This window comes from Mesorhizobium ciceri biovar biserrulae, assembly GCF_001618845.1.
In the GTDB taxonomy this organism is placed as follows: Bacteria; Pseudomonadota; Alphaproteobacteria; order Rhizobiales; family Rhizobiaceae; genus Mesorhizobium; species Mesorhizobium ciceri.
The window spans coordinates 5,323,873-5,335,830 of sequence record NZ_CP015064.1 but is presented as its reverse complement, the minus strand read 5'-3'; the positions used below and the strand labels follow the sequence as shown (position 1 = coordinate 5,335,830).

The following is an 11,958-nucleotide window of genomic DNA, read 5'->3' as shown; positions in this document are numbered from 1 at the left end:
GAAGCGGCGGAACAGCCAGTGCGCCGTCAAAGGGAGGGGGCTTCGATGAAAATCGGCATGTGCATGTTCTTGTGGACGACGGCGGTGTCGAAGAAACACGAGCCGCTGCTGCGCGACATCAAGGCGACCGGTTTCGATGGCGTCGAGATACCGATCTTCGCCGGCACGCCGGACGATTATAAAAAGCTCGGCGATCTGCTCGACCGCATCGGGCTGGAGCGGACTGCTGTTTCGGCCATGGGCGATCCGGCGATGAATTTGATCGCGGCCGACGCGGCAACGCGCAAGGCCGGTGTCGACTACATGAAATGGGCGATCGACTGCGCGCAGGCACTTGGCGCCAACACGCTGAGCGGCCCTCTGCATTCGACGCTCGGGTCCTTTTCCGGCTCTGGGCCGACGGCCGCGGAGAAGAAGCGCTCCGTCGGCTCGCAGCGCGCCATCGGCGACCATGCCGGCCAGAGGAACGTCACCATCGGGCTCGAGGCGCTCAACCGCTTCGAATGCTACCTGCTCAACACGATGGCGGACCTGTCGGAGCATATCGAGGCCATCGACCGGCCGCACATCAAGGCGATGTACGACACCTTCCACGCCAATATCGAGGAGGCCGACCCGATCGGCGCCTACACGAAACACCGCAGGAATGTCGTGCATATCCATATCTCGGAGAATGATCGCGGCGTGCCGGGGCGCGGCAACATTCCGTGGACCGAAACGTTTTCCGCCATCCGCAAGAGCGGCTATGACGATTGGCTGACGATCGAGGCGTTCGGCCGCTCACTCAAGGATTTGGCGGCGGCGACCAAGGTGTGGCGGGATTTCTCAGAGACGCCGGAAGCGGTCTATCGGGAGGGGTATAGGCATATCAAGAGCGGGTGGAAGAAGGCGGCTTAGGCGCCCTGGCCCATTTTCTATTTGCGTTCGCGGCGGTTGCCAGGTGGTTCCCCCACTCCGTCTCGGCTTCGCCGAGCCACCTTGTATCTACACGAGAGAGATTTCGTGGGATTAGAGCGATTGAGCCAAGGTCCGGGTGGCCGCCCGGACCTTGGCTTGGCGAAGTCGCCCGTACCACCTGAGGTTACAGCCGCCGGAGAGCTTGGGATCTTCGCCTTCATCACGCACGACCGAACAGTCGCTTGGTTCCAACCGTACGCACAAGGCAGGTTACCGTGAACAGGATTATTTGTGGAGTTGATGTTTCGAAAGATTGGCTGGACGCGCATGTCTGGCCTGGCGGAGCGGCAGCGCGCTTCGCCAACGACGCGGCGGGGATCGCAGCTCTTTGGCTGTTCTGCCGCAGCCATGACGCAGCCCTTGCGGTGATGGAGGCATCGGGCGGCTATGAACGGCTGGGATTCATGCTCTTGTGGGCGCACGGCATGCCGTGCGGCGTGGTCAATGCCAAGAGCGTGCGCCGTTTCGCCGAGGCGATGGGCTATCTTGAGAAGACCGACAGGATCGACGCCGCTGTCATCGCCCACTACGGCGCAGTCAAGAACACTGTGCCGACGCCACCGCCAAGCGCCGCCCAGCAGCGGCTTGCCGCGTTGGTTGGCCGGCTTTGCCAGATTGTCGGCGATGCGACCATCAACAAGCAGCGTAGAAGTGCCGCACGCGACGCCGAGGTATGCGCCAGCATCGAGGCGATGCTGGCCTTCCTCAAGCGCGAGCAACGGCGCCTGGAAGGCGAGATTGCCTCGATGATCGATGACGATCCGCTGTGGGCCAGGCTGGAGCAGGCCTTTCGTTCGCTGAAGGGCGTGGCCGGACGCACCGTCGCCCGCCTGATGGCCGAACTGCCCGAGATCGGCCTCATCTCCAACAAGGCCATCGCCAAGCTGGCAGGCCTCGCTCCCTTCGCCAACGATAGCGGCAAGCGCACCGGCAACAGGCATGTGCGCGGCGGACGCGCCGGGCCGCGTGGCATCCTCTTCATCGTCGCAGCCATCGTGGCCAAATTCGATCCCAATCTCAAAGCTTTCGCTCAACGGTTGCAACAGGCGGGAAAGCCAAAAATGCTCATCCGCATCGCACTCGCCAGAAAACTCCTCGTCATCCTCAATGCAAAAGCACGCGATGCGCGCAACGAGTTCGCGAGTGCAACTTGACACCCCAGATAGTCGCTCTCCCCCTCCGGAGGGAGAGGAAGGAAGCCTCGGCCTGGGAGGACACTCGGCCTAAGAGGACAGGCGTCGGCTCGGACAGCCTGGCGCTTTCCTCTACCCCGTCGATAGGGGGAGAGGTGTCGAGCGAAGCTCGACGGAGTGGGGGTCGATCCTTTGGCGCCGGTCGAGACGACTTGCGCGTCTGCATCACAAGCCTACCCCTGCTCAGCCTGGATCCTGTTGTAGTCGTGGATGGTCCGGCTCAGCCGGCGGCGCAGGAAGTTGGAGATGTTGTCGAAGATGAAGACGACGAGCAGGATCAGCAGCACCATGTAGAAGACGTTGGCCCAGTTGGAGTTGGTGCGCATCGCTTCCCACAGCTTCAGGCCGATGCCGCCGGCACCGACAGCGCCGATGATGGTGGCGCCGCGGGTGTTGGATTCCCACTGGTAGAGCGTCTGGCTGATGAACACCGGCACCACTTCCGGCAGCACGCCGTAGCGCTGCACCAGGAGGCCGTTGGCTCCGGTCGAGGTAATCCCCTCGCGCGGCTTGTCGTCGATGTTCTCCAGCGCCTCGGAATAGGTTTTGCCGAGCGTGCCGACCTCTGTGAAGAAGATCGCCGCACTGCCAGCCAGCGGTCCCGGCCCGAAGGCGCGGGTGAAGAACAGCGCCCAGATCAGCATGTCGATGGAGCGCATGAAATCGAAGAAGCGCTTGAGCACCTGGTTGACCAGCCGGCTGGGCGTGATGTTGCGGGCGGCGAAGAAGGCCAGCGGGAAGGCGACGATGCCGCCCAGCATGGTGCCGAGAAAGGCCATGACGATGGTCTGCAGCAGCTTCGTCCAGACATCGCCATGCTGCCACTGGGCGTTGTTCCAGATGTTGTCGCCGGCCAGCGCCAGATTTGACGTGCCCGGTTTCAGTTCCGGCCCGGAGACGATCAGCGAAGCGACTTCGCTTGCCGACTTGCCGAAGAAAGGCGAACGCGTGTCGAAGATGAAGTTTGCCCAGCCTAGAAACCGCTTGCGTATCCTGACGCGGTCAACGGCGACGCGGGCCTCGCCGGCAAAGCCCATGTCGGCGACCACCTCATCCTCATGCGCGGTGATCCAGCCGGGAACCGGTCCCGAGATCAGCGGCTTGCCGGTGCCGAGTGCGACCGCAACGGTCTCACCGTTGGCAATTATCGTCGCTTGCGTCTTGGTGAAGGTAATCGACTTGGCGGTGCCGTCGATCAGGATCGTCACCGAACCATCGGCATTGGTCTTGACCCAGTCCGGATCCGGGTTCGGGCCGAGCACCGAGAAGCGTGGATATTTGGCAGTGATCTGCGGTTCATCGAGGCGGAAGATCGGCTGCACGTCGTAGCTGATCCACTGGGTCAGGAACAGCGGCAGCCGCTCCCAGTGCGATTCCCGCATGACCTGCGGCAGGTTGAAGAACCACAAGGCGTACAGCAGGTAGAGAAAGATGCCGCCAAGCAGCATCAGCGGCCCGAAGCGCTTGTGGAACGGCCGCTGGAACACCTGCGGGAAGCGCTCTTCGATCGACTGGATCTGATCGGCGGTCATGGTGGCCATGGTCAAGCGCTCATCACGAAAGCCTGCTCGCCGACCAGCTTGCGGCGCAGCCAGGCGGAGAACTGGTCGACGATGAAGATCGTCGTGAACAGGAGCAGCACGAGGGCTATCGTCTTGGCGCCGAAGCCGCGCGAGATCGACAGCTTCAACTCCTCGCCGATACCGCCGCCGCCGACCGCGCCCATGATGGTGGAAATGCGGACATTTATCTCAACACGCAGCAGCGTGTAGGACATGAAGTTGGGCAGCACCTGCGGCAGGCCGGCGAAGCGAACCCGCTCGAACCAGTTGGCGCCGACGGCCCTCAGGCCTTCCTCGGCGCGCATGTCGATGTTCTCGCTGATCTCGTAGAACAGCTTGCCCAGCGCGCCGATCGAGTGCAGGCCGATGGCGATGATGGCGGCGATCGGGCCGATCGAGACGATGGCGGCGAACAGGCCGGCGATGACGATCTCGGGAAAGGCGCGCAGCAGTTCCATGAGGCGCTTGACGATCAGCCGCAGCACCGGATGCGGCGTCAAATTGCGCGCCGCGATGAAGGAGAACGGTACGGCGAAGACGAAGCCGATGAAGGTCGAGACCAGGGCCACGTTGAGCGTGGTCAGCATCAGCTCGAAATATTCGGGGATGTAGAAGCTGCCCCAGACATAGGAGCGGCCAAGCGGAAAATTGAATTCCTGGGTACCGGTGTCATGCGGGGAAGTGATGTCGAACATCGCCCGCCAGACATCGTTCCAGTCCTTGGGGACGAGCCAGCTCAGGAAATCCAGCAAATGCGGCAACCGGTCGAAGAAATGCCCGGCATTGGCCTCGTCGGCGAACCACATGGTGCTGCCGAGCGCGGTGATGAGCAGGCCGACACCGATGGCGGTGTAGAGCCGGCGCAAGGACGTCTGGCGACGCCAGGCGTCGGCCATCTGGTGAGTGGCGCCGGAAGGGGCTGTCACGGAAAGGGTCATGATCGGACATGCAAGAAGGGCGGCGTTTTCTCGACGCCGCCCTTCCTGGTTTCGCCGTTAGCCGCCGATGGCTGCCTTACGGGCTTCGACGATGACGTTGTAGAAGTCCGCCTTAACCGGGACGTAGCCGGTAAAGTCGCCGCCCTCGACGCCTTCGAAGCAAGCCTTGTCCTTCTTCGGCAACTGCGTGAAGAAGTCGGCGAGCTTGGCGGTCATTTCGTCGCCGAGCGCGGTGCGCACGACCAGCGGGCCGTTCGGGATCAGACCCGAGCGCCAGACTTCGACGAAGTCGTTGGGGTCGACGGCGCCCTTGGCGACTTCCTTGTGGAAGGTGCCGGAGGTGTAGCCGTCCTTGAAGTCGCCGATGCCGGAAGAATCGTCCACCGCCACGTCGACCTTGCCGTCACGCACGGCCAGGACGTTGTTCTCGTGACCGCCGTTGAACTGGGTCGAGGCGAAGAAGGTTTCGTTCGAAGCGCCGGTATCCTTCGGGATCTGGGTCAGCGGGATCAGGTAGCCGGAGGTAGAATCCGGATCGGCGTAGCCGAGCTTCTTGCCCTTGGCCGACTTGATGTCGGTGATGCCGGAGGATTTCAGCGCCAGGCCGATCGAATAATAGCCTGTGGCGCCGTCGGTCTGCTGGGTGGTGAGGATCGGGGTGACCGCCTTCGGGTCCTTGAGAGCGACGCTGGCGTAGCCGGAAGCGCCGAGTTCGGCGAAGTCGAGCGTGCCGCCGAGCAGGCCCTGGATGACGCCGTCATAGTCGGCGGCGGGGAACAGCGAGACCTTTTCGAAGCCGAATTCGGCCTTCAGATGGTCGGCGAGGCACTGGTAGTTGCGCAGCCGGTCGGTTTCGTTTTCGCCGCCGAGAATGCCGACGCGAAATTCCTTCATGTCGGCGGCATGGGCCATGCTGGTCGCCATGGCGAGCACCGAAACGGCGCCAAAAACCATCTTCCTGAACATCTGTTATCTCTCCTGTAGGTTCCGGCCCCGCGCCGGCAGCGTTATCGATTTTGACAGGTGCCCTTGACGTGGGCTGGCGATCCCAACCGCTCTCAATATCCCGGGAATGCGGGCTCGAGCGGTCCGGCGGATGCGGCGATCTTTCGGCTGAAGGCAACGCTGGTCGAGGTGATGGCCTCGGAGATTTCCTGGCCATTGCTGTCGGCGCCGTAGACGAGGCGCACCGCCTCGCGGTTAAGCTCTTCCGGCGGGCCGTCGAAGACGACCTTGCCGGCAGCCATGCCGATGATGCGGTTGCAGTAGGTGCGGGCGGTGTCCAGCGTGTGCAGATTGGTGACGACGGTGATGCCTTCGCGCAAATTGATGTCCTGCAGCGAATCCATCACCACCTTGGCGTTGAGCGGGTCGAGCGAGGCGATCGGCTCGTCGGCGAGGATCACTCTGGGCTGCTGCATCATGGCGCGAGCGATGGCGACGCGCTGCTGCTGGCCGCCCGACAAGGTGCCGGCGGGCTGCAGCGCGGTGCGGACGATGTCGAGCCGCTCGAGTGCCGCGACCGCCTCGGCGCATTCGGCGCGGGAGAACATGCCGAACAGGTTAGTGATGGTCGAGCGGTGGTTCAGCTTGCCGAGCAGCACATTGGTCAGCACGTCGAGGCGCGGCACCAGGTTGAACTGCTGGAAGATCATGGCGCAGTCACGCTGCCAGCGCCGCAGCGGCGAACCGCTCAGCTTCGAGACCTCGGCGCCGTCAAAAAAAATCGAACCCTGGCTGGGATCGATGAGACGGTTGATCATGCGAAGGAGGGTTGATTTGCCGGCGCCCGAACGGCCGATGACGCCAACCATCTGACCCTGCGGGATCGCGATGTTGATGTCGCTGACGGCAGTGTTCTTGCCAAATCGTCGGGTGACACCGCGGATTTCGAGCGTGGCAGAATTTGCTGGCATGGGGGCAGGTTCCAGTCCGGGACCATTGATCGTCAGGCTCTCGCCTAACGCAGCCACATGAACCTGCCGTGTCGCGATGATGTCAGTTTTGTTACGCTCCACAGGCCTTAGCTTGTCAGCCTGGCTTACCTGTAAGTTGCGCAAGGACCCACAGCATATAGAGTGGAGCTATCGCCGCCGTGAACAAAACACAGCCTAATATCATCAACGTTATTGAAGAGCCAACGTCGGATTGCCTCCAACGCTTAGCTGCAAGCTTAATCACCAAAATTCCCAACGCGACCAACCCCAGTCCAATGAAAAGAGGTATTACGACAATAAAGGTCACATATGCCCCATGGCTCTGGGTTGGGTGATTATTAGTTCGATGAAAGCACCATTCGCGTCAACCATGCTTCTCCAGAAATGCCTCTGCGGACAGCTCACGGAAGTCCTCAAGGCAAGCGCGCAGCCTTGCATGGTCCCAGTGCCACCAGGCCAGCGCCTGGTAGCGTTCGGCCGTGCGGCGATCGAAGCGCTCGCGGATCGGCTTTGCCGGCACGCCGGCGACGATCGTATAGGGCGCTACATCTTTCGAGACGACAGCGCCGGCGCCGACCGCGGCGCCATCGCCGATGGTGACACCGGGCAGGATGGTCGAGCCGTGACCAAGCCAGGTGTCGTGGCCGATGGTGACCCGCTTGGCGCGGCGCTGGGCGAAGAATTCGCTTTCGTGCTCGGCATCGTCCCAGTAGTCGGAGGCGCGATAGGTGAAATGGTGCAGCGTCGGCCGCCAGGTCGGGTGGTTGGTGGCGTTGATTCGCACGCTGGCCGCGATGTTGGCGAACTTGCCGATCGTCGCGCACCAGACGGAGCAGTCCTGCATCATGTAGGAATAGTCGCCGAGTTCGCTTTCCGAGACCCGGCTGCGGTCGGCGATCTCGGTCCAGCGGCCGAGCGTCGAATTCTGTACATCCGCCGTCGGGTGGACCAGCGGCGTCGCGGACAATTTCCTGGTCATGCGGCGATTTTTCCGGGCGCGAAAGCGGTGACGTCGATGATGCGGTCGGCAACCGCCTCGCGTACATCGTGGTCATGGAAGATGCCGAGCAGGGCGACACCTGCAGCCTTCTTGGCGGCGATGAGTTCGATCACGACATCGCGGTTCCTGGCATCGAGCGAGGCTGTCGGCTCGTCGAGCAGCAGGATCGGATGCTCGGTGATGAAGCCGCGCGCGATGTTAACGCGCTGCTGCTCGCCGCCGGAGAAGGTCGCAGGCGGCAAGGCCCAGAGTTTCTCCGGCAGGTTGAGCTGCGCCAGCAAGGCGCGCGCCTTGCCGCGGGCAATCTCGCGATCCTCGCCGCGCTCGACCAGCGGTTCGGCGACGACGTCGAGCGCCGAGACGCGCGGCACGGTGCGCAGGAACTGGCTGACATAGCCGATCGTTTGCCGGCGTATGGCCAGCACGGTGCGCGGGCTGGCGGTGGCGAGGTCGATCAGCCCATCATCATGCGTGACGATGATCTGGCCTTCGTCGACGGCGTAGTTGCCGTAGAGCATCTTCAGGATCGAGCTCTTGCCGGCACCGGAAGGACCGCCGAGCACGGTGCATTCGCCAGCCCTGATCGAGAACGAGACACCGGCGACAACAGGCAGTTTGATGCCGTCGCGCAGGTGCATGGTGAAACTCTTGGCGACGTCGGAGACAACGAGGGGGGTTGCCATCAGAAGGGCCTCCAATTGTCGTTCGTTTGCGGGCCAACGCCCCCCTCTGCCTTGCCAGGCATCTCCCCCTCAAGGGGGGAGATCGGCGGCTTTCTCGTTGCGCTTGTTCTGCAACGTTGGAGAGTGGCGAAACCGAGGACGATAGCCAATCTCCCCCCTTGAGGGGGAGATGGCCGGCAGGCCAGAGGGGGGTGCCTTGGCGCCATCGTCAAACCTGCAAAATCGAGGAAACAAGCAATTGCGTGTAGGGCGCGCGGGGATCGTCGAGCACGCGGTCGGTGAGGCCGCTTTCGACGACGCGGCCGTCCTTCATCACCATCATGCGCTGCGACAAGAGCCGCGCCACGGCAAGGTCGTGGGTGACGACGATGGCCGCCAGACCGAGATCGGTGACCAGACCACGCAGCAGGTCGAGCAGGCGGGCTTGCACCGAGACATCGAGGCCGCCTGTTGGCTCATCCATGAACACCAGGCGCGGCCCGGTGACGAGGTTGCGGGCAATCTGCAGGCGCTGGCGCATGCCGCCGGAAAAGGCCCGGGGCTCGTCGTCGATGCGGTCCTCGTCGATCTCGACACGCGACAGCCAGTCGACGGCGGTGGCGCGGATCCTGCCGTAGTGACGGTCGCCGACCGCCATCAGCCGCTCGCCGACATTGGCGCCCGCCGACACCGTCATGCGCAGACCGTCGGCGGGGTTCTGATGGACAAATCCCCAGTCGGTGCGCATCAGGAAGCGGCGCTCGGCCTCGCTCATGCGGTAGAGCTCGCGGAACTGGCCGTCGCGCATGCGGTAGCTGGCGGAGCCGGAGCTCGGTAGCAGCCGCGTCGACAGGCAGTTGAGCAATGTCGTCTTGCCGGAGCCGGACTCGCCGACCACAGCCAGGACTTCGCCCGGCCACAGGTCGAAGGAGACGTTGTCGCAGCCGACGCGCGAACCGTAGAATTTAGAAAGTGCTGCGACACGCAGCAGCGGTTCGTCGGTCATTGCGCCGGCTCCCTTGTTCCCGAGGCAAGATGGTTTTCCGGGGCAAGATGGCCGCGATAGCCGTCCGCCCGCCGCTTCTCGCAATGGTCCGTGTCGGAGCAGACGAACATGTGGCCGCCATGGTCGTCGAGGATGACTTCGTCGAGATAGACGTTCTCGGCCGCGCACAGCGCGCAGGGCTGGTCGAAGGTCTGGACCTCGAACGGATGATCCTCGAAGTCGAGGCTGACCACTTCGGTGAAAGGCGGCACCGCGTAGATGCGCTTTTCGCGGCCGGCGCCAAACAGCTGCAGGGCCGGCGAGCGGTGCATCTTGGGATTGTCGAATTTCGGCGTCGGCGAGGGGTCCATCACATAGCGGCCCTCGACCTTGACCGGATAGGCATAGGTGGTGGCGATGCGGCCGTGCTTGGCGATGTCCTCGTAGAGCTTGACGTGCATGAGGCCATATTCCTCCAGCGCGTGCATTTTGCGCGTTTCGGTCTCGCGCGGTTCGAGGAAGCGCAGGGGTTCGGGGATCGGCACCTGATAGACCAGGACCTGGCCCGCCGTCAGCGGATGCTCGGGAATGCGGTGACGGGTCTGGATGATGGTGGCGCTGGCAGTGTCGGTCGTCACCGCGACATTGGCGACCTTCTTGAAGAAGGCGCGGATCGACACCGCATTGGTGGTGTCGTCGGCGCCCTGGTCGATGACCTTCAGCACATCGTCCGGGCCGATGATGGAAGCGGTGACCTGGACGCCGCCGGTGCCCCAGCCGTAGGGCATCGGCATTTCGCGCGAAGCGAACGGCACCTGGTAGCCGGGAATGGCGATGCCCTTGAGGATCGCCCGGCGGATCATCCTTTTGGTCTGCTCGTCGAGATAGGCGAAGTTGTAGGTGGCGATGTCGGTCATGGCGATCACATCCACATTGTGTTATCGAATTGGCGTCCAGGACGCGGATACAGGGGCGAATTCAGATGAACTCGACCGGATGGATGCATCTCGGAATTCTGTTGGTGGTGTTCGCCGGCGTCGTTCTCTTCTTCCTTCGGCGCATGATTCTGCCCGGCCCCAAAGAAGGCTCTCAAGGTGAGTCCCTGGGCGTCGGGAATGGTGATTACTCCGGGTATGACGGCTATGGCGGTCATTCCCACGATGGTGGCGGCCATGGTGGCGTCGGGCACTAAATTCATTCCGCAGCCTCCGATCCCCTGGCATAGCGCGCCAGCCGCTCATTGAGCGTGCCGGTGTGCAGTTCGAACATGTGGTTGTCTTCGTCGTAGAAATAGATCGAGCGGCCTTCACCCTCGACGCGCGGGCGCGGCGGGCGCATGTCGAGGCCGAGCCTGCCGATGCGCTCGGCATAGCGGTCGAAATCGGCGTCATCGATCTTGAAGGCGATGTGGTTGTAGCTGCGCTCCGGCAAGGGTTCGCCCTCCATGATGGCGACCCAGATGTCACCGATCAGGAAGAATTTTTCGGGCGACAGCGAGAACTGCCTGGCGTCGCTGGCATAGACTTCGCGTGCGTCGAATACGCCCTCGAGGATCTCGGTCATCCGCTCGAGATCGCGGACGATGAAGGTCATGTGGGAAAGGCCCTCGATCATTCCGCGGCCTCCCGCTTCTCTTCGACCTTCACGGGGTTTTCGCGCGCGTCATATTCGGTGCGCATGCGGCGTACGAGATCGAGTTCTGCCTGGAAGTCGACATAGTGCGGCAGCTTCAGATGCTCGACGAAGCCGGTCGCCTGGACATTGTCGGAATGCGAGATGACGAACTCCTCGTCCTGGGCCGCGGCGACGACATCCTCGCCGAGCTCTTTCGCGCGCAGCGCCCGGTCGCAGAGTGCCACGGCCATCGCCTTGCGTTCGCTCTGGCCGAAGACCAGGCCGTAGCCGCGGGTGAATTGCGGCGGCGCCTTGGCCGAGCCTTTGAACTGGTTGACCATCTGGCATTCGGTGACGCGGACAGTGCCGAGCGGCACCGCGAAGGGCAGTTCGGGCACGTCGAGCTCCAGCTCGACTTCGCCGATGCGGATCTCGCCGACGAAGGGGTGGTTGCGGGCATAGCCGCGCTGGGTGGAATAGCCGAGCGCCAGCAGGAATCCTTCATCGCCGCGTGACAGCGCCTGCAGGCGGATGTCGCGCGCCATCGGGAATTCGAGCGGCTCGCGGGTGATGTCGCCGGGGACATGGTCCTGCGGCATGTCGCCATCCGGTTCGATCAAGCCTTCGCGGGCGAGGATCGCCGAGACGCGTGGCATGGCTTGCGCTTCCGTCTCGCGCAGCAAGGGCTCGGCGACATCGGCGCCGGCGGCAAGCTCGGGATCGAGCAGCCGGTGGGTGTAGTCGAAGGTAGGTCCGAGCAACTGGCCACCGGGCAGATCCTTGTAGGTCGCCGAGACGCGCCGCTCGACCAGCATGTTGGCGGTGTCGATCGGCTTGGAGTAGCCGAAGCGCGGCAGTGTGGTGCGGTAGGCGCGCACCAGGAAGATCGCCTCGATCATGTCGCCGCGCGCCTGGACGATGGCGAGCGCGGCCAGTTCACGATCATAGAGCGAGCCTTCGCTCATTACCCGGTCGACGCCGAGCGCCAACTGCTCGACGATCTGGTCGAGGCGCAGGGCGGGCACCGAACGGTCGCCACGCCGGCGGTCGGCCAGCAGGCTGTGGGCGTTGGCGATTGCCGCTTCGCCACCTTTTACCGCGACATACATC

13 protein-coding genes are annotated in these 11,958 nt (G+C 63.3%); 2 read left to right on the top strand and 11 right to left on the bottom strand.

Annotated elements, in window-relative coordinates:
- Nucleotides 1-45 precede the first annotated feature (45 nt).
- Together A4R29_RS25125 and A4R29_RS25120 are read left to right on the top strand one after the other, a co-directional pair.
- On the top strand, nucleotides 46-897 hold the full coding sequence (locus tag A4R29_RS25125; protein ID WP_063173115.1) for a sugar phosphate isomerase/epimerase family protein: 852 nt from the start codon (nucleotides 46-48) through the stop codon (nucleotides 895-897).
- A 275-nt stretch (nucleotides 898-1,172) separates the two neighbouring features.
- The gene (locus tag A4R29_RS25120; protein WP_063172372.1) at nucleotides 1,173-2,111 is read left to right on the top strand and encodes an IS110 family RNA-guided transposase; all 939 of its coding nucleotides are present in this window, start codon (nucleotides 1,173-1,175) and stop codon (nucleotides 2,109-2,111) included.
- A gap of 212 nt (nucleotides 2,112-2,323) precedes the next feature.
- Here the strand turns inward: A4R29_RS25120 and phnE (A4R29_RS25115) are convergent, their stop codons facing one another.
- The 11 genes from phnE (A4R29_RS25115) to A4R29_RS25065 all read right to left on the bottom strand — a co-directional run bounded on the left by phnE (A4R29_RS25115) (nucleotide 2,324) and on the right by A4R29_RS25065 (nucleotide 11,957).
- On the bottom strand, nucleotides 2,324-3,691 hold the full coding sequence (gene phnE, locus A4R29_RS25115; RefSeq protein WP_024504429.1) for a phosphonate ABC transporter, permease protein PhnE: 1,368 nt from the start codon (nucleotides 3,689-3,691) through the stop codon (nucleotides 2,324-2,326).
- A gap of 2 nt (nucleotides 3,692-3,693) precedes the next feature.
- Nucleotides 3,694-4,650 (bottom strand): phosphonate ABC transporter, permease protein PhnE, encoded by a 957-nt coding sequence (phnE, locus tag A4R29_RS25110; RefSeq protein ID WP_063173114.1) that lies wholly within the window; start codon nucleotides 4,648-4,650, stop codon nucleotides 3,694-3,696.
- 57 nt (nucleotides 4,651-4,707) lie between these two features.
- Entirely contained in the window at nucleotides 4,708-5,616 is a 909-nt protein-coding gene (phnD, locus tag A4R29_RS25105; RefSeq protein ID WP_063169040.1) for a phosphonate ABC transporter substrate-binding protein, read from the bottom strand.
- 92 nt (nucleotides 5,617-5,708) lie between these two features.
- Nucleotides 5,709-6,566 carry a phosphonate ABC transporter ATP-binding protein gene (gene phnC / locus A4R29_RS25100; protein WP_063173113.1) on the bottom strand — a complete coding sequence of 286 codons (858 nt, stop codon included), beginning with the start codon at nucleotides 6,564-6,566 and terminating at the stop codon, nucleotides 5,709-5,711.
- 385 nt (nucleotides 6,567-6,951) lie between these two features.
- Entirely contained in the window at nucleotides 6,952-7,566 is a 615-nt protein-coding gene (locus A4R29_RS25095) for a DapH/DapD/GlmU-related protein (protein ID WP_063173112.1), read from the bottom strand.
- Nucleotides 7,563-8,270, bottom strand: coding sequence for a phosphonate C-P lyase system protein PhnL (phnL, locus tag A4R29_RS25090; RefSeq protein WP_013529517.1), 708 nt, complete (start codon nucleotides 8,268-8,270; stop codon nucleotides 7,563-7,565). The genes A4R29_RS25095 and phnL overlap by 4 nt, the downstream gene beginning before the upstream one ends.
- A 208-nt stretch (nucleotides 8,271-8,478) precedes the next feature.
- Complete coding sequence (gene phnK, locus A4R29_RS25085) at nucleotides 8,479-9,255, bottom strand: phosphonate C-P lyase system protein PhnK (protein ID WP_063173111.1); 777 nt, start codon at nucleotides 9,253-9,255, stop codon at nucleotides 8,479-8,481.
- A complete protein-coding gene (locus A4R29_RS25080; RefSeq protein ID WP_063173800.1) occupies nucleotides 9,252-10,151 on the bottom strand; it encodes an alpha-D-ribose 1-methylphosphonate 5-phosphate C-P-lyase PhnJ in 900 nt (299 codons plus the stop codon). Before A4R29_RS25080 ends, phnK begins: the two co-directional genes overlap by 4 nt.
- 5 nt (nucleotides 10,152-10,156) lie before the next feature.
- Nucleotides 10,157-10,432 (bottom strand): hypothetical protein, encoded by a 276-nt coding sequence (locus tag A4R29_RS25075; protein WP_063173110.1) that lies wholly within the window; start codon nucleotides 10,430-10,432, stop codon nucleotides 10,157-10,159.
- The gene (gene fosX, locus A4R29_RS25070; protein ID WP_013529521.1) at nucleotides 10,429-10,848 is read right to left on the bottom strand and encodes a FosX/FosE/FosI family fosfomycin resistance hydrolase; all 420 of its coding nucleotides are present in this window, start codon (nucleotides 10,846-10,848) and stop codon (nucleotides 10,429-10,431) included. The genes A4R29_RS25075 and fosX overlap by 4 nt, the downstream gene beginning before the upstream one ends.
- A complete protein-coding gene (locus A4R29_RS25065) occupies nucleotides 10,845-11,957 on the bottom strand; it encodes a carbon-phosphorus lyase complex subunit (RefSeq protein WP_063173109.1) in 1,113 nt (370 codons plus the stop codon). The genes fosX and A4R29_RS25065 overlap by 4 nt, the downstream gene beginning before the upstream one ends.
- Between the last annotated feature and the right edge of the window lies 1 nt (nucleotide 11,958).

What these genes read in the sequence shown, in the direction of transcription:
- fosX (WP_013529521.1), bottom strand. Translation starts at nt 10,848, where the DNA reads ATGATCGAGGGCCTTTCCCACATGACCTTCATCGTCCGCGATCTCGAG.
- A4R29_RS25125 (WP_063173115.1), top strand. Translation starts at nt 46, where the DNA reads ATGAAAATCGGCATGTGCATGTTCTTGTGGACGACGGCGGTGTCGAAG.
- phnE (WP_063173114.1), bottom strand. Translation starts at nt 4,650, where the DNA reads ATGACCCTTTCCGTGACAGCCCCTTCCGGCGCCACTCACCAGATGGCC.
- A4R29_RS25065 (WP_063173109.1), bottom strand. Translation starts at nt 11,957, where the DNA reads ATGTATGTCGCGGTAAAAGGTGGCGAAGCGGCAATCGCCAACGCCCAC.
- phnL (WP_013529517.1), bottom strand. Translation starts at nt 8,270, where the DNA reads ATGGCAACCCCCCTCGTTGTCTCCGACGTCGCCAAGAGTTTCACCATG.
- A4R29_RS25075 (WP_063173110.1), bottom strand. Translation starts at nt 10,432, where the DNA reads ATGAATTTAGTGCCCGACGCCACCATGGCCGCCACCATCGTGGGAATG.
- A4R29_RS25080 (WP_063173800.1), bottom strand. Translation starts at nt 10,151, where the DNA reads ATGACCGACATCGCCACCTACAACTTCGCCTATCTCGACGAGCAGACC.
- phnC (WP_063173113.1), bottom strand. Translation starts at nt 6,566, where the DNA reads ATGCCAGCAAATTCTGCCACGCTCGAAATCCGCGGTGTCACCCGACGA.
- A4R29_RS25095 (WP_063173112.1), bottom strand. Translation starts at nt 7,566, where the DNA reads ATGACCAGGAAATTGTCCGCGACGCCGCTGGTCCACCCGACGGCGGAT.
- phnE (WP_024504429.1), bottom strand. Translation starts at nt 3,691, where the DNA reads ATGGCCACCATGACCGCCGATCAGATCCAGTCGATCGAAGAGCGCTTC.
- phnD (WP_063169040.1), bottom strand. Translation starts at nt 5,616, where the DNA reads ATGTTCAGGAAGATGGTTTTTGGCGCCGTTTCGGTGCTCGCCATGGCG.
- phnK (WP_063173111.1), bottom strand. Translation starts at nt 9,255, where the DNA reads ATGACCGACGAACCGCTGCTGCGTGTCGCAGCACTTTCTAAATTCTAC.